General features: G+C 68.9%; 14 protein-coding genes. 12 read left to right on the plus strand and 2 right to left on the minus strand.

Annotated elements, in window-relative coordinates; genetic code table 11:
* Positions 1-136: 136 nt before the first annotated feature.
* From SMD14_RS02360 to SMD14_RS02405, 10 genes are read left to right on the plus strand one after another with little or no spacing between them, the layout of a single operon-like run.
* On the plus strand, positions 137-673 hold the full coding sequence (locus tag SMD14_RS02360; protein ID WP_157239492.1) for an HAD-IIIA family hydrolase: 537 nt from the start codon (positions 137-139) through the stop codon (positions 671-673).
* Positions 673-1,761: a glycosyltransferase family 9 protein gene (locus SMD14_RS02365; protein ID WP_157239490.1), complete on the plus strand. Its 1,089-nt coding sequence runs from the start codon at positions 673-675 to the stop codon at positions 1,759-1,761. Before SMD14_RS02360 ends, SMD14_RS02365 begins: the two co-directional genes overlap by 1 nt.
* Positions 1,758-2,795: a glycosyltransferase gene (locus tag SMD14_RS02370; protein WP_321215184.1), complete on the plus strand. Its 1,038-nt coding sequence runs from the start codon at positions 1,758-1,760 to the stop codon at positions 2,793-2,795. Before SMD14_RS02365 ends, SMD14_RS02370 begins: the two co-directional genes overlap by 4 nt.
* Complete coding sequence (locus tag SMD14_RS02375) at positions 2,792-4,045, plus strand: glycosyltransferase (protein WP_321215185.1); 1,254 nt, start codon at positions 2,792-2,794, stop codon at positions 4,043-4,045. Before SMD14_RS02370 ends, SMD14_RS02375 begins: the two co-directional genes overlap by 4 nt.
* The gene (locus tag SMD14_RS02380; RefSeq protein ID WP_321215186.1) at positions 4,042-4,752 is read left to right on the plus strand and encodes an SIS domain-containing protein; all 711 of its coding nucleotides are present in this window, start codon (positions 4,042-4,044) and stop codon (positions 4,750-4,752) included. The genes SMD14_RS02375 and SMD14_RS02380 overlap by 4 nt, the downstream gene beginning before the upstream one ends.
* The gene (locus SMD14_RS02385; protein WP_321215187.1) at positions 4,749-6,263 is read left to right on the plus strand and encodes a PfkB family carbohydrate kinase; all 1,515 of its coding nucleotides are present in this window, start codon (positions 4,749-4,751) and stop codon (positions 6,261-6,263) included. Before SMD14_RS02380 ends, SMD14_RS02385 begins: the two co-directional genes overlap by 4 nt.
* A 57-nt stretch (positions 6,264-6,320) precedes the next feature.
* Complete coding sequence (locus SMD14_RS02390) at positions 6,321-7,037, plus strand: SDR family oxidoreductase (protein WP_157239483.1); 717 nt, start codon at positions 6,321-6,323, stop codon at positions 7,035-7,037.
* 41 nt (positions 7,038-7,078) lie between these two features.
* Positions 7,079-8,506, plus strand: a complete 1,428-nt coding sequence (locus SMD14_RS02395) for an aldehyde dehydrogenase (protein WP_157239481.1) — start codon at positions 7,079-7,081, stop codon at positions 8,504-8,506.
* A complete protein-coding gene (gene rfaE2, locus SMD14_RS02400) occupies positions 8,503-10,041 on the plus strand; it encodes a D-glycero-beta-D-manno-heptose 1-phosphate adenylyltransferase (protein WP_321215188.1) in 1,539 nt (512 codons plus the stop codon). The genes SMD14_RS02395 and rfaE2 overlap by 4 nt, the downstream gene beginning before the upstream one ends.
* A gap of 47 nt (positions 10,042-10,088) precedes the next feature.
* Positions 10,089-11,024, plus strand: a complete 936-nt coding sequence (locus SMD14_RS02405) for a spermidine synthase (protein WP_157239480.1) — start codon at positions 10,089-10,091, stop codon at positions 11,022-11,024.
* Positions 11,025-11,052: 28 nt separating this feature from the next.
* Here SMD14_RS02405 and SMD14_RS02410 read toward each other — a convergent pair whose 3' ends face one another.
* Positions 11,053-11,970 carry a LysR family transcriptional regulator gene (locus SMD14_RS02410; protein ID WP_321215189.1) on the minus strand — a complete coding sequence of 306 codons (918 nt, stop codon included), beginning with the start codon at positions 11,968-11,970 and terminating at the stop codon, positions 11,053-11,055.
* A 132-nt stretch (positions 11,971-12,102) separates the two neighbouring features.
* On the opposite strand from SMD14_RS02410, the gene SMD14_RS02415 reads away from it, so the two are divergent.
* Both SMD14_RS02415 and SMD14_RS02420 read left to right on the plus strand, forming a co-directional pair.
* Positions 12,103-13,485: an MFS transporter gene (locus tag SMD14_RS02415; protein ID WP_157239476.1), complete on the plus strand. Its 1,383-nt coding sequence runs from the start codon at positions 12,103-12,105 to the stop codon at positions 13,483-13,485.
* A 79-nt stretch (positions 13,486-13,564) separates the two neighbouring features.
* Positions 13,565-14,314, plus strand: a complete 750-nt coding sequence (locus tag SMD14_RS02420) for a 3-hydroxybutyrate dehydrogenase (RefSeq protein ID WP_157239474.1) — start codon at positions 13,565-13,567, stop codon at positions 14,312-14,314.
* Between the two features lie 44 nt (positions 14,315-14,358).
* On the opposite strand, the gene SMD14_RS02425 is transcribed toward SMD14_RS02420, so the two are convergent.
* Positions 14,359-14,622 carry a hypothetical protein gene (locus tag SMD14_RS02425; protein ID WP_157239472.1) on the minus strand — a complete coding sequence of 88 codons (264 nt, stop codon included), beginning with the start codon at positions 14,620-14,622 and terminating at the stop codon, positions 14,359-14,361.
* Between the last annotated feature and the right edge of the window lie 134 nt (positions 14,623-14,756).

Here is a 14,756-nt window from a genome sequence, read left to right on the forward strand (position 1 = left end):
ACCGCACGGGAGAAGCCGCAGCAGGCAATCGCAGCGCTATCTTGCCTGCTCAGTGGCTTGGCGCCAAAAGCGGCCGGCAGGTGAGAAAACCGTCCGGCCCCGTTTAGGGGCAGCGGCAGAGGGGAACAGGGAGGGCATGGGAAGCACCGCAACATCCAGGCTCAGGGCTGTCCTTTTCGACCGGGACGGAACGCTGGTGGTCGACGTCCCTTACAACGGGAACCCCGACCTTGTCCGGCCAATGCCCGGCGCCAAAGCCGTGCTCGACGCCCTGCGCTCCGAGGGCATTGCCACCGGCGTCGTCAGCAACCAGTCAGGCATTGCCCGCGGCATGATCACTGCCGCCGAAGTGGCCAGTGTCAATGCAAGGGTGGACGAACTGCTGGGCCCCTTCGACGTGTGGGAAGTCTGTCCCCATGCCGAGCAGGATGGCTGCCCTTGCCGGAAGCCGGCGCCGGGCATGGTCCACAGCGCATGCCGGAAACTCGGCATCCGGGAGGCTGAGGCCGCGCTGATCGGTGACATCGGCGCGGACGTCCGGGCCGCGGAGGCAGCCGGCGCCACTGGAGTGCTGGTCCCGACGCACGTGACCCTTGCCGGTGAAGTGGCTGAAGCCCGCCTGGTGGCGCAGGACCTTGCGGGCGCCGTGCTCCTGCTGCAGGAGGGGCGGTAATGGGGCGCGTCCTGGTGGCGCGCCTGGACAGCATGGGCGACGTCCTGCTGGCCGGTCCTGCAGTCAGGGCCGTAGCCAACGGCAGGATCCCGGACGGCAGCAGGCCCAACCACGTCGTCTTGCTGTGCGGCAGGCAGGGGGAGGCGGCGGCCGGCGTGCTGCCGGGAGCCGCTGAGGTCTACAGCTGGGACAGCCCGTGGATCATGAATCCCGCCCCAAAGATGACCGGACCGCACGCCGACAGGCTGATTGAGTATGTCCGGAACTCCAGGATTACCGAAGCCGTCATCCTCACCTCCTTCCATCAGTCGCCCCTTCCGCTGGCGCTTTTGCTGCGGCTGGCGGGCGTTGAGCGCATAACGGGGGCTTCCACCGACTACGCGGGATCCCTCCTGGACGTCCGGCTCAAACCGGGGGAGGACTTCCCCGAGGACCAGCCCGAGGCGGAACGCGCCCTGGGCATCGCCGAGGCCGCCGGCTTCAGGCTCCCGGCCGGCGACGACGGCAAGCTGCACCTGGCGTCCGTGCCGGATGTCCGGGACCTGGTGGGCGGGGAGCCTTATGTGGTGGTCCACCCCGGCGCGGCCGTTCCCGCGAGGGCCTGGCCGCCGCTGCACCACGCGGCCGCCGTCGAACTCCTCCAAGGCGCAGGGCACCGCGTGGTGGTGACGGGCGGTCCGGGGGAAACGTCGCTGACCGCCACGGTGGCCGGGCCCTCAGCATTGGACCTTGGCGGCCGAACGGACCTGCACACACTGGCCGGTGTCATGGCAGGGGCGGAGGCGGTGGTCACCGGCAACACCGGTCCGGCGCATCTCGCGGCCGCCGTGGGCACACCCGTTGCCTGCCTCTTTTCGCCGGTGGTTCCGGCCATCCGCTGGGCGCCGTACGGGGTTCCGCTGGAACTCCTGGGGGACCAGAACGCAGCCTGCCGGATGACCCGCGCCCGCGTCTGCCCGGTCCCGGGCCACCCCTGCCTGGACTCCGTTTCCCCCGAGGACGTGGTGGCGGCGGTGGAGCGCCTGATGGGCGGAGTGAGCTCTTTCAGTACCCACGTCAGCACCCGTAGAAAGGCCCGCAACAGATGAAGATCCTGCTCTGGCATGTCCACGGTTCCTGGACGGACGCCTTTGTGCGCGGCCGTCATGAGTACCTCCTTCCCGTCCTGCCGGGCGGCGGACCCTGGGGGCTTGGCCGTGCCGGCAGGGACTGGCCGGCATCTGTGCGGGAGGTGGACCTCGCGGCGCTGGACGCGGAGGAGGTTGACGCCGTCGTCCTTCAACGCCCGGAAGAAATCGACGAAGTTGCCCGGCTGCTGGGCCGCCGGCCAGGCGCGGACCTGCCCGCCGTGTATGTGGAGCACAACACCCCCAAGGGCGATTTCCCCAATACCCGCCACCCCCTCGCGGACCAGCGCAGCATCCCGTTGGTCCACGTGACGCACTTCAACAGGCTGGCCTGGGACAACGGCTCTGCGGCTGCAACGGTGGTCGAGCACGGAATCCCGGACCCCGGACAGCTCTACACAGGGGAACTGCCCGAACTGGGGGTGGTGGTGAATGAACCCATCCGGCGCGGACGCGTTACCGGAACGGACCTGCTGCCCGCCTTCGCGTCGGTGGCGCCGCTGCAGGTCTTTGGCATGAAGACCGACGGCCTGGCCGCCGCCACCGGGATAGCAGAGTCCCGGCTGATCCCGAGGGGCGACCTGAAGACCCGGGAACTGCACCGTGAACTGGCCAGGTGCCGGGTGTACATCCACCCGATGCGCTGGACCTCCCTGGGGCTGTCCCTCCTGGAGGCCATGCACCTGGGCATGCCGGTGGTTGCCCTGGCCACCACCGAAGCGCCCCGCGCGGTGCCGCCGGAAGCCGGCGCCGTCTCTGCCGACATCGACGAACTGCTCCGCTGCGCGCAGCGGCTGGTGGCCAATCCGGAGGAAGCACGACGGCGGGGCGTCGCCGCCCGCGAGGCTGCACTGGAACGCTACGGCCTGGGCAGGTTCCAGGACCGCTGGGATGAGGTCCTGGCGGACCTCGTTGTCATCAAGTCCAGCCACCGCCACAACGAACGCCCGGACGAGCGGATCCTTGTTCCGGCGCGGGAGAGGAAGACCCCATGAGAATCTCGATGATTTCCGAGCACGCCAGTCCCCTGGCGGCACTCGGCGGAGTGGACGCCGGCGGGCAGAACGTGCACGTCGCGGCGCTGTCCGAAGCCCTTGCCAGGCGGGGCCACCACGTCACCGTCTACACCCGCAGGGATGCAACGGGGCTTCCCGCCAGGGTCCGGGTGGGCAGCCGCCTTGAGGTGGTCCACGTGGATGCGGGACCGCCGCGCCATGTCCCCAAGGACGAACTGCTGCCCTTCATGGGCGAGCTGGCCGACGGCGTGGCCGGGGACTGGAGCCCGCGGCCGCCGGATGTGGTGCACGGCCACTTCTGGATGTCCGGCCTGGCCGCCCTGGACGCAGCAAGGCGCCCGGATGCCGGGTACCGCATTCCCGTCATCCAGACCTTCCATGCCCTCGGCACCGTCAAGCGGCGGCACCAGGGCGCAGAGGACACCAGCCCGCAGGAACGCCGCTGGCTTGAACCAGGCGTGGGCCGGTCCGCGGACCGGATCATTGCCACCTGCTCGGACGAGGTGTTTGAGCTCAAGGCCATGGGCATCAGCACCGCCAAGATCTCGATCGCCCCCTGCGGTGTGGACCTGGGCTTTTTCTCCGCTGAGGGACCCGTGGATGCCCGCGCGCGCCGGCACCGCATCCTGTCGGTGGGCCGCCTGGTGCCGCGCAAGGGCGTGGATTTGGTGATCAAGGCGCTGCCGTACCTGCGCGAGGCGGGGTTCGACGACGTCGAGCTCCTGATAGTGGGCGGCGGCGGGGACTCCGGGGCGCTCCATGCCGATCCCGAAGTGCGCCGCCTGATGGACCTTGCGGCCGAATTGGGGGTCTCGGAGCAGGTGAGGCTGCAGGGCCAGGTGCCGCGGGGGGCGATGCCGGGGATTTTCCGCAGTGCCGATGCCGTGGTGTGCGCCCCCTGGTATGAGCCCTTCGGCATTGTTCCGCTGGAGGCCATGGCCTGCGGCGTCCCGGTGGTGGCCGCGGCCGTGGGCGGCCTCCGTGACACCGTGGTGGACCACGGGACCGGGCTGCACGTGCCGCCGCGGGATCCCGAGGCCATCGCGTCCGCCCTTGCCATGCTGCTGGACAACCCCACGCTGCGGGCGGAGCTCGGAAATGCGGGCAAGCTCCAGGCCCGCACCAGGTACTCATGGGACCGGGTGGCCGCCGAGACCGAAAAGGCCTATCAGCTGGCGATGGCAGGGGCTCCCGCCGGCCTTGCCCCGATGGAAGGAGCGGCACTGTGACGGCGGAATGGTCCCTTCGTGAAACCGACCTGCGGATGTTGGCCGCCCCGCCGGCCCTGCCCGCGGCGCTGCCCGGATCCGGCTTTGTGGACCCGGTCAGCTCGGACATCGTGTTGACGCACCTGGACAACGTGATGCCGGCGCTGGATTCGCTGCGGAGCCAGTCCAGCCGCCTTGCCGCCTGGGGCGTGGAGCTGGCCCAGCGCCTGCTGCGCGGGCAGCGGCTGCTCGCAGCCGGAAACGGCGGTTCAGCGGCTGAAGCGCAACACCTGACTGCCGAGCTGGTGGGCAGGTTCGACGGCGAACGCGTCCCTTTCTCCGCGATCTCGCTGCATGCCGAATCCTCGGCAGTAACCGCGATCGCCAACGACTACGGCTTCGACGACGTCTTCGCGCGGCAGGTGCGCGCGCACGGCCGGTCCGGTGACGTGCTCATGCTGCTGTCCACCAGCGGCAAGAGCGCCAACCTGCTGCGCGCGGCGGAAGTTGCCGCCCGGCTGAACATCACCACCTGGGCGCTGACCGGCGTCGGCCCCAATCCGCTGGCCGATGCCTGCGATGAAGCCGTGATGGTCGACGCCCTCAACGCCAACGCCCAGGAAGGGCACCTGATCGCCCTGCATGCGATGTGCCGCGCCTTTGACCTGGAAGTGGGCCGGCGCAGCGGCGCCGATGCCGCCCTGTCACTGCGGGGAGGCCGGCCATGAGGATCGTCGTGGTGGGCGACGTCATGCTGGACGTGGACCTGTCCGGCGACGCCACCCGGCTCAGCCCCGATGCGCCCGTTCCCGTAGTGGACGTTTCCGGCGTGAAGCGGCGTGCCGGCGGTGCGGGCCTGGTGGCGCGGATGCTCGCCCAGGACGGCTGGCCCGTGACGCTGGTGACGGTCCTGGGCGATGACGACGCCGGCCGACAGCTGGAATCGCACCTCACCGGAGTGCGGCTCGTTTCCGGTCCCAGCGGTTATGCCTCGCCGGTCAAGACCCGGGTCAGGGCAGGATCGCACCCGGTGGTCCGCTTCGACCAGGGCTGCGGGGAGGTCCCCATCCCGGACGCCAGCCCGGCCATGCTCCGCGCCGTCGAGATGGCCGGCGCGATTGTCGTGGCCGACTACGGCAGGGGCCTGGCGGCAAATCCGCAGCTCCGCGACCTCCTGGCCCGGCTGGCCGGCACCATCCCCATCATCTGGGATCCGCATCCCGCCGGCCCGGATCCCGTGCCGGGCGTCGCCGTGGTGACCCCCAACCTCGCAGAGGCGAGCAAAGCGGCCCAGGCATTGGCGGGGGAACGCCGGCAGGCCCCGGTGCCCGGCGGCCCTCGCCGGGATGTCCACGGGCTGGAAGGGCATTCGCCGGACAGCCGGCCGGAGGACCCGGCTGTCCGGGCCGGAAGGATCCTATTGGAGCACTGGCAAAGCCGCGCCGTCCTGGTGACCAAGGGCGAACACGGCGCGGTGCTGCTGCGGGCAGGCGGTAATTCCCCGGATCCCGTGCCGGCGCCCCGGGTGGAAGCGGGCGATCCCTGCGGTGCGGGCGACCGGCTCGCGGCCAGCCTGGCCGTGCACCTCCTGGCGGGCAGGGACCTCGGGGAGGCCGCCAGGCTCGCAGTCCATGATGCCGCCGACTTCCTGGCCAACGGGGGAGTGTCCGCCTTGCCGGACCCCGGCTCCCGCCCCGACGCCGACGCCGCTTCCGAGGCCGGCTCCGACGCCCCGATTGCGGCACCGCTGAGGCCCCCGACCCCTGTGGGCGGCAAGCGGCGGATCAGCGAACCGCTCCTGCTGGCCCGGGTGATGCGGGACAACGGCGGCAAGGTAGTGGCGACCGGCGGCTGCTTCGACCTCCTGCACGCAGGCCATGTCAGGTCCCTTGCGGCCGCGCGCGAACTGGGGGACTGCCTGATCGTCTGCCTCAACTCCGATGATTCGGTGCGCCGGCTCAAGGGCCCGGACCGGCCCATCATCGGCCAACAGGACAGGGCCGAGCTGCTGCTGGCCATGGAATGCGTGGACGCCGTGATGATCTTCGATGAAGACACCCCGGAAGCGGCCCTGGAGCGCCTTCGCCCCGACATCTGGGTCAAGGGCGGCGACTACAAGGGCGCCCGCCTCCCGGAGGCCGACCTCGTGGAGAAGTGGGGCGGGCGCTGCCTAACCGTTCCCTACCACCCCGCCCGTTCCACCACCGGACTGGCCCACGCCCTCGCCAAGGTGAGCTGACCGGCCGCCGGCCGCCCACCCGCCCCAAAGTTTGTATTCCCCAGTGAAAGGAACACCATGACTGCAGAAGTGAATGTGACTGCCCCGAACACCCCCGGCCGCGTGCTCGTAACGGGAGGTGCCTCCGGACTGGGGGCCGCCGTCGTCGACGCCGTCCTCAAGGCGGGCGGCACGCCCGTGGTGCTGGACCGGGACATCAGCAACGTCTCCGGCGTGAAGGCCTTTGAAGTGGACGTCGCGGACCGTGCGGCCGTGGAAGCCGCCGTCAAGGAAGCCGCCGAATCGCTGGGGGGACTGGAAGCCGTAGTCACCGCAGCCGGCATCGACCGCTGCGGCAAGCTGGCCGACGTCGAAGCCACCGAGTGGGAGAAGGTGATCGGCGTCAACCTGATGGGCACGGTGTCCGTCGTCCGGGCTGCGCTGCCCTACCTCAAGGCGACCCACGGCCGGGTGGTGACCGTTGCCTCCACCCTGGGCAAGCGCGCGGTGGCCGATGCGACGGCCTACTGCGCCTCGAAGTTCGGCGTGGTGGGCTTCAGCCACGCGCTCGCTGCCGAGACCGGCGGAGAGATTGGCGTGACCACCATGATCCCCGGCGGCATGAAGACGCGCTTCTTTGATGACCGCACCGAGCAGTACAAGCCCCAGGACGATTCCCGCCTCAACGACCCCGCCAATACGGCGCAGGCCATTCTGTTCGCGCTGAACCAGCCCACGGGCTGCGAGGTCCGCGAAATGCTGGTCTGCCACGAGGAAGAGGGCTCCTGGCCCTAAAGGCAACAGACCACAAGACCGGAAACGACGGGAGGGACACCATGCCTACCACTGCCATCGAAACAACAACGGACCAAAAATCAGCCGCGCCGGCCGGAATCACCATCCGCAACCCGCGCACCGGCGAGGTCCTCTGGACCGTGCCCGAGGCCGAACCGGACGCCGTGGCCCGGGCGGTGGAGGTCGCCCGCAGCGCTTCGCCGGACTGGGCTTCCACTGCCCCGGCTGAGCGGGGGGCCGCGCTCAAGGCGGCAGCACGCGCGCTCGAGGCTGCCGCCCGGGAACTGGCTGGACTGAATGCCAGCGAAACGGGCCGGCCGGTGGACGAGTCGCTGGCGGGGATCGCTGCCGGAGTTTCCACCCTGGAGCAGTATGCCGAACTCGGTCCGGTCCACCGCGGACTCAGCCTTCGCGGCAATGCACTGGCCTCGGATTACACGGTGGCGGAGCCGCGGGGAGTGGCAGCGCTCCTCACGCCGTGGAATGATCCCGTGGCCGTGGCGTGCGGCCTGATCGGCGCGGCGCTGGTCACCGGCAACACAGTGATCCACAAACCGAGCGAACGCTGCCCGCGGCTCGGCGAAGCCCTGGGGGAGGTCCTGGCGCCGGCGTTCCCGCCGGGTGCCTTCCAGACAATTTCGGGCGGGGCAGGCGTTGGCGCGCTTCTGGCACAGGCGGAAGTGGACGTCATCGCGCACGTGGGCTCCAGCGCCGCCGGTGCCCGCATTGCCACGGCCGGAGCCCTGACCGGCGCGCATGTCATCCGGGAAAACGGGGGGAACGATCCCCTGCTGGTGGACCGCGACGTCGATCCTGTGTGGGCGGCGGAGCAGGCGGCAATCGGTGCCTTCAGCAACAGCGGCCAGATCTGCGTGGCGGTTGAACGGATCTACGTCCACGAGGACATCGCCACCGAGTTTTGTGCCGCCCTGGAGGCGGAGGCAGCACTCCGCAACGGCAACAGCACGGTGGCCCCGCTGGTGGACGGGCGGATGCGGGACGCCGTCCACGCCCACGTGGCCGACGCGCTGCAGCAGGGCGCCCACGCTGTGGAGGGCGGCGCCCTTCCGGACGGTCCGGGCTCCTTCTACCCAGCCACGGTGCTGACCGGATGCACCGAGGCGATGGAGGTCATGAGGGAAGAAACGTTCGGGCCGGTTGCCCCGGTGCAGGTGGTGGAAACGTTCGACGACGGCCTGCGGCTCGCGTGCAGCGGCAGGTATGGACTCGCTGCCACGGTCCTGTCCGGCAATATCGCCCACATCCAGCAGGCGGTGGCCGCCCTTCCCGTGGGCACCGTCAAGATCAACGAGGTGTTCGGCGGTGCCCCCGGCGGCGCGGCCCAGCCCCGCGGCATCAGCGGCGCCGGTTTCGGCTACGGCCCGGAACTGCTGGATGAATTCAGCCGGGTGAAAGTAGTGCACATAGCAGCGCCGCCGGCCGCGGACCCCCGCAAGGACCGGTCGTGAGCACGTTGCCGGAAGCCGGGGACCTCTCGCAGCAGCGGGCACTCGCCGAGTGGCTTCCCGGTCGGCTGGCGGCGGAAAAGCCGGCCATCCTGGTGATTGGTGACGTGATGCTGGACGGCTGGTGGAGCGGCAGCATCGAGCGGCTGTGCCGTGAGGCACCCGCACCGGTCGTGGACATCCAGTCCCGCGAGTCAGTGCCCGGCGGGGCGGCCAACACTGCAATGAACCTGGCCGCCCTCGGGGCGAGGGTGTCCGTTGCCGGCATCATCGGAACGGACGACGCCGGCGCGGACCTCCGGAACCAGCTGGTGGCGGCGGGGATCGACGTCACCTACCTGCTGGACCACCCGGACATGGTCACCACCACCAAGATCCGGATCAGCAGCGGCGGCCAGGTGATGCTGCGCATCGACGACGCGGCCAAGTCCGTGCCCGTCGAAGCGCTGGCGGAGCTGGCCGCGTCGGTGCGGGCCGCCGTCGAGCACCAGGACTCGGTGTTGGTCTGCGATTACGGCACCGGCGTCCTGGCGGACCCTGTCCGCCGTGGCCTGGAAGAGGCCCTGGCGGGCAAAGGGCGCGGGGATGGCGAAGGGCGCCCCATGCTGGTGGTTGATTCGCACGATCCCCGACCCTGGGCGCCGCTCCGTCCGGACCTGGTGACGCCCAACGCGCAGGAAACGGCGCGGATGCTGGACGTGCGGCTGCCCGAGGGGCAGGACAGGGTGGCCGAGGTGGGCAGGCACGCGGATGAGCTGCTGCAGGCTACGGGCGCAAGGGCGGTGGTGGTCACGCTGGACCGTGACGGCACCGTCCTGCTAAGGCCCGACGGCGTCACGCACCGGACGTGGGCCCGTCCGGCGGCGGAGAAGCAGGCGTCGGGAGCCGGCGACACTTTTGTGGCCGCCCTGACCCTGGCCCGCTCAGCGGGCCTGCCGTTGACGGCGGGCCTGGACCTCGCGCAGTCCGCTGCGGACGTGGTGGTGCACCAGCCAGGCACGTCGGTCTGCAGCACGGCACAGCTCAGCCGCTACCTGAAGGCATTCGCGGACACCGCCCTGGGTGCGGATGAACTGGAACGGCAGCTGGAACTGCACCGGGCCGAGGGCCAGCGGATCGTGCTGACCAACGGCTGCTTCGATGTGCTGCACAGCGGCCACACCCGGTACCTCAACCAGGCCAAGCAGCTGGGCGACATCCTGGTGGTGGCGCTCAACAGTGACGGCTCCGTCCGGCGGCTCAAGGGCGCGGGACGGCCCATCAACGGGGTGGCGGACCGGGCTGCCGTGGTGGCGGCCTTGAGCTGCGTGGACTACGTGACCGTCTTCGATACCCCCACCGCGGCCCCGCTGATCCGGCAGCTCCGGCCCGAGGTGTACGCCAAGGGCGGGGACTACACCCCGGAGATGCTGGCCGAAACCCCGGCCGTGGAGGAGTACGGGGGCCGGGTTGCCATCCTGGATTACGTGGCGGAGCGCTCCACCACTGCCGTGGTGAACCGGATCCGCGAAGGTGAAGGGGCCGTGCAGACCAACTAGGGTTGGAGGTTCGAACTGGTTGGTCGGACTGAAGCGGGGCACGGGTAATGGCGAAACGCGGAAAACCGGGGGGCCGCGGCAGCCGTCCGGCGGCGGGCGTGGTGGAAGTGCCGAAGGGGACCCGTCCGAACGGTCCGGTGGAGGGTGTCTACTACATCGACACCGGGGACTGCGAGCTGATCGCGGACCAGGACAACTCCACCGGCTGGCTCCTGAAGATCAACGGCGTCATGAGCTCGCACATCGACCTGGCGGACCCGCTGTTCCTGGACTTCGAGTACATGCGCTGGATGGCCGCGCTGATCGAGTCCCGCTGGCCGCCGTCGGGCGCTTCCTCCGGTGGCGTGCAGAAACGTGAGGCCCCAAAGCTGCGCGGCCTGCACCTGGGCGGCGGCGCCTGCTCGCTGGCCCGCTATTTCCATGCCGTCTACCCGGACGCCCGGCAGGTGGTGGTGGAGCTGGACGGCAAGCTGGCCGGGTACGTGCGCGGCTGGTTCGACCTGCCCAAGGCGCCGCTGCTGCGGATCCGCGTTGGGGAGGCCCGGGAAGTCACCGAAACCTTGACGGCGGATACGCGCGACTTCATCATCCGGGATGTTTTCGCCGGGGCCGTGACCCCGCGCCCGCTGACCACTGCCGAGTTCAACCAGCACATCAAGCGCGTCCTGGCGCCCGGCGGGCTGTATGTGGTGAACTCCGGCGACGCCCCGGACCTGAAAAACGCCCGGGAGGATGCCGCCACCATCGCGGCCTCCTTCAAGCACACCGTCATCATCGCGGACCCGGCCATGCTCAAGGGCCGGCGCTACGGCAACATGGTGATGGCCGGCAGCGATACACCGTTCGGCGACGATCCGAAGCTGGCCCGGCGGCTCCTGGGCGGTGCCGTCCCGGCGCACCTGTGGGACGACGCGCAGGTCAGGGCCTTCGCGGCCGGAGCCCCGGTCCGCCACGACCCGCCCGCCCCGTCCATTGCTCCGTAGCTGCCGTTTTGAGGCCTGAAAACGGCAGTTACGGAGCAATGGAGGAGGGTTTGCCCCGGCCCAGCAGCTTCTCCCGGTGCGCGGCCACCTGTTCGCGGAGCGCCTGGACTACTGCCGCCACCGCAGGCCTGCGCAGCGAGTCCGGCCGAAGCACCATCCAGTAGGGGAGCAGTTCGGCGATTTCGGTGGGCAGCAGGCGGACCAGGTCGTCGTGGAGGTCGCCCATGAAGCAGGGCAGGAAGCCGATCCCCGCTCCGGCCCGGGTTGCCTCCACGTGGACAAAGACGTTGGTGGACGTCACGCCGTCGCGCATCCCGGGCACCAGCCGGCGCGGCGCGTCGAGGTCGTCCACCTGCAGCATCGAATCCACGAAATAGACCAGCGGGTGCTCGTTGAGTTCGGCCACGCTGGCCGGGGTTCCGTGCTCGGCGAGGTAGGCCCGCGAGGCGTACATCCCCAGCATGTACTCGCCCAGCCGCACCGCTTCGGCCCGGTGCACCTGCGGTTCGCCGACCACTACTTCAATGTCCAGCCCCGAGCGCTGCTGCAGCGCCCGCCTGGTCATGGTCACCACCTCTACACACAGCCCCGGGTGGTTCCGCCGCAGCCGCGCCACGGCAGGAGCAGCGATGTAGGCGCTGAACCCGTCCGTCGCGGTCATGCGTACGACGCCGGTAATAGGGTCCGGTTCCTTGCCGGCAGGTCCCAGCGAACCCATCGCCGCCTCCACCTGTTCAGCTACCTGCACCGCCCGGGTGCCCAGGTCGGTCAGTTCCCAGCCGCCCGCTGCCCGTGCCAGCACCCTGCCGCCCAGCGACTTCTCCAAAGCGGCTATCCGGCGGGACACGGTGGTGTGGTTCAGTCCCAAGGATTGTGCCGCCGTCGTGAATTTCGCTGACCGTGAGACGGCCAGCAGGACCAGCAAGTCGTCCGGATTAGTTTCCATATCTGCAATTCTGCACACAAAGGGTGCCTGTTTGGCCATTGAATCGGAAAGTTTCTGCGGCGATACTCATCTGAGCCCATTGAGTGCTGTGGATCACAGCGCGTGTCGACGTGGACACTAAGGAGAAAACATATGAGCGTAGGACAGCGCTCTGCATCATCGGCCGAGGCCGCCCCTAAGGGCGCCGGCCTCAAGAAGATCGTCGCAGCCTCCATGGTTGGCACCGTCGTGGAATGGTACGAGTTCTTCCTCTACGCCACCGCAGCAACCCTCGTGTTCGGCAAGTACTTCTTCCCTGCAACCGGCAACGAGCTGGACGGCATCATCCAGGCCTTCATCACCTACGCCGTGGGCTTCGTCGCCCGCCCGCTCGGCGGCATCGTCTTTGGCCAGATCGGCGACAAGCTGGGCCGCAAGCCCACCCTGCAGCTCACCATCGTGATCATCGGTGTGTCCACCTTCCTGATGGGCTGCCTCCCGGGCTTCGCCGAGATCGGGTACCTCGCACCGGCGCTGCTGGTGTTCCTCCGTTTTATCCAGGGCTTTGCGCTGGGCGGCGAATGGGGTGGCGCCGTGCTTCTCGTCGCCGAGCACAGCCCCAACAAGTCCCGCGGTTTCTGGTCCAGCTGGCCCCAGTCCGCCGTTCCGGTGGGCAACCTGCTGGCCACCTTGGTGCTGTACATCATGTCCTCCACCCTCAGCCAGGAGGCATTCCTGGGCTGGGGCTGGCGGGTGGCCTTCTGGCTCTCGGCCGTGATCGTCTTCGTCGGCTACTACATCCGCACCCACGTCACTGAAGCGCCCATCTTCCTGAAGGCCAAGGAACTGGTGGAGCAGGAGCAGGCCGTCAGCTACGGCGTCTTTGAGGTGGTCCGCAAGTACCCCAAGGGCATCCTGCAGGCCATGGGGCTGCGCTTCGCGGAGAACATCATGTACTACCTGGTGGTCAGCTTCGCGATCGTCTACCTCAAAAGCGTCCACAAATACGACACTTCCTCGCTCCTGTTCGCCCTGCTGATTGCCCACGTCATCCACTTCCTGGTGATCCCGCAGGTGGGACGGCTTGTGGACAGTTGGGGCCGGAAGCCGGTCTACCTCATCGGTGCCGTCGCCGGCGCCACCTGGCCCTTCTTCGCCTTCCCCATGTTCGACACGAAGAATGCGGTCATTATTGTGCTCGCGGTGACCATCGGCCTGTGCCTGCACGCGTTCATGTATGCCGGGCAGCCCGCCATCATGGCCGAGCTCTTCCCAACCCGGATGCGCTACGCAGGGGTGTCGCTGGGCTCGCAGGTCACCTCGATCGTCGCCGGCTCGCTGGCCCCGCTCCTGGCCACCCAGTGGCTTAAGGACACCGGCTCATGGGTTCCCACCGCCATCTACCTGCTGGTGGCATGCGCCGTCACCATCGTGGCGGTGTTGAGCCTCAAGGAAACCAAAGGCATAGCCCTTGAGGACGTGGACAGGGCCGACGCCGAACGCGAAGGCCTGGCGGTAGCAGCCGCCACGCGCTGAGCTGCTTGGGTTTGGCCTGCTCCGGTGCTGCCGGAGCAGGCCGGTTCGTTGACAATTTTTGAACTGGAAGGCTGGGTTAATGGAAAACACGCTGAACGGCCGCAAGGCACTGGTTACCGGTGGAGCAGGCGGCATCGGCGCTGCCAGTGTCCGCGCCCTCGCCGCGCGGGGGGCCAAAGTGGTGATCGCGGACGTAGATGAGGAGGCTGCGGCAGCACTCGCGGACGAGGTGGGGGGCACCTCCTGGGCCGTGGACCTGCTGGACGTGGATGCCCTCTCGGCCCTCAGCCTGGACTGCGACATCCTGGTGAACAACGCAGGAATCCAGCGCATCAGCCCCATCGAGGAGTTTGAGCCGGCCGACTTCCGCCGTCTCGTCACCCTCATGCTTGAGGCGCCGTTCCTGCTGATCCGTGCGGCGCTGCCGCACATGTATGCCAACAACTTCGGCCGGATCATCAATCTTTCTTCGGTACATGGAATACGGGCGTCCCCGTTCAAGAGCGCATACGTGTCGGCCAAGCACGGGCTGGAAGGGCTGAGCAAGGTGACGGCGCTCGAGGGCGGGGCACACGGCGTCACCTCCAACTGCATCAACCCGGGCTACGTGCGCACGCCTTTGGTGGAGTCGCAGATAGCAGACCAGGCCAAGGTCCACGGCATCCCCGAAGCCGAGGTGCTGGCGAAAATCATGCTGACCGAGTCCGCCATCAAGCGTCTCGTGGAGCCGGAAGAAGTGGCCTCCCTGGTCGCTTGGCTGGCGTCCGACCACGCCGGAATGGTGACCGGCGCCAGCTACACCATGGATGGCGGCTGGTCGGCGCGCTAGCAGGGCTCTGTTTGGCACCCAAAAAGCTGGGCCGGCCCGCGGGGCTAGTCCAGCTTTTTGAGCTGCCGGTGGTCGTAGAAGAACACGCCGTGGACGGTGTCCACACCCACGGAAGTGCCCTGCAGGAACACCACCAATCCCTCGCGGCGCCCCTTGAAGGGGTCGTCCGCCACTACGGCATCACCGATTTTGTAGGGAGACCGGGGGGCGAAGGACCTTGTAATCCGGTTCCATGCCTGCACCAGCACGTGGCCCAGGCTGACGGGCTGGCCCAGGCTGGACGGGTCCAGGACAACGGTTTTGACCATGCGTACCACTCCTCGAAAGCGGCAGAGGCCGCTCACCCGCGGTGCAGGTTGCCGGAACGCTCCCAGCAGAGGGCGGCCCTCCCATTCCGGCTAAGCACCTTACGCCTAAGCTAGGCGCTATTCACATCAGTCAC

The organism is Pseudarthrobacter oxydans (assembly GCF_034258515.1).
Classification (GTDB): Bacteria; Actinomycetota; Actinomycetes; order Actinomycetales; family Micrococcaceae; genus Arthrobacter.

Excerpts from the sequence above, each read along its gene's own strand:
- SMD14_RS02360 (WP_157239492.1), top strand. The coding sequence starts at position 137 with ATGGGAAGCACCGCAACATCCAGGCTCAGGGCTGTCCTTTTCGACCGG.
- SMD14_RS02365 (WP_157239490.1), top strand. The coding sequence starts at position 673 with ATGGGGCGCGTCCTGGTGGCGCGCCTGGACAGCATGGGCGACGTCCTG.
- SMD14_RS02370 (WP_321215184.1), top strand. The coding sequence starts at position 1,758 with ATGAAGATCCTGCTCTGGCATGTCCACGGTTCCTGGACGGACGCCTTT.
- SMD14_RS02375 (WP_321215185.1), top strand. The coding sequence starts at position 2,792 with ATGAGAATCTCGATGATTTCCGAGCACGCCAGTCCCCTGGCGGCACTC.
- SMD14_RS02385 (WP_321215187.1), top strand. The coding sequence starts at position 4,749 with ATGAGGATCGTCGTGGTGGGCGACGTCATGCTGGACGTGGACCTGTCC.
- SMD14_RS02390 (WP_157239483.1), top strand. The coding sequence starts at position 6,321 with ATGACTGCAGAAGTGAATGTGACTGCCCCGAACACCCCCGGCCGCGTG.
- SMD14_RS02395 (WP_157239481.1), top strand. The coding sequence starts at position 7,079 with ATGCCTACCACTGCCATCGAAACAACAACGGACCAAAAATCAGCCGCG.
- SMD14_RS02405 (WP_157239480.1), top strand. The coding sequence starts at position 10,089 with ATGGCGAAACGCGGAAAACCGGGGGGCCGCGGCAGCCGTCCGGCGGCG.
- SMD14_RS02410 (WP_321215189.1), bottom strand. The coding sequence starts at position 11,970 with ATGGAAACTAATCCGGACGACTTGCTGGTCCTGCTGGCCGTCTCACGG.
- SMD14_RS02415 (WP_157239476.1), top strand. The coding sequence starts at position 12,103 with ATGAGCGTAGGACAGCGCTCTGCATCATCGGCCGAGGCCGCCCCTAAG.
- SMD14_RS02420 (WP_157239474.1), top strand. The coding sequence starts at position 13,565 with ATGGAAAACACGCTGAACGGCCGCAAGGCACTGGTTACCGGTGGAGCA.
- SMD14_RS02425 (WP_157239472.1), bottom strand. The coding sequence starts at position 14,622 with ATGGTCAAAACCGTTGTCCTGGACCCGTCCAGCCTGGGCCAGCCCGTC.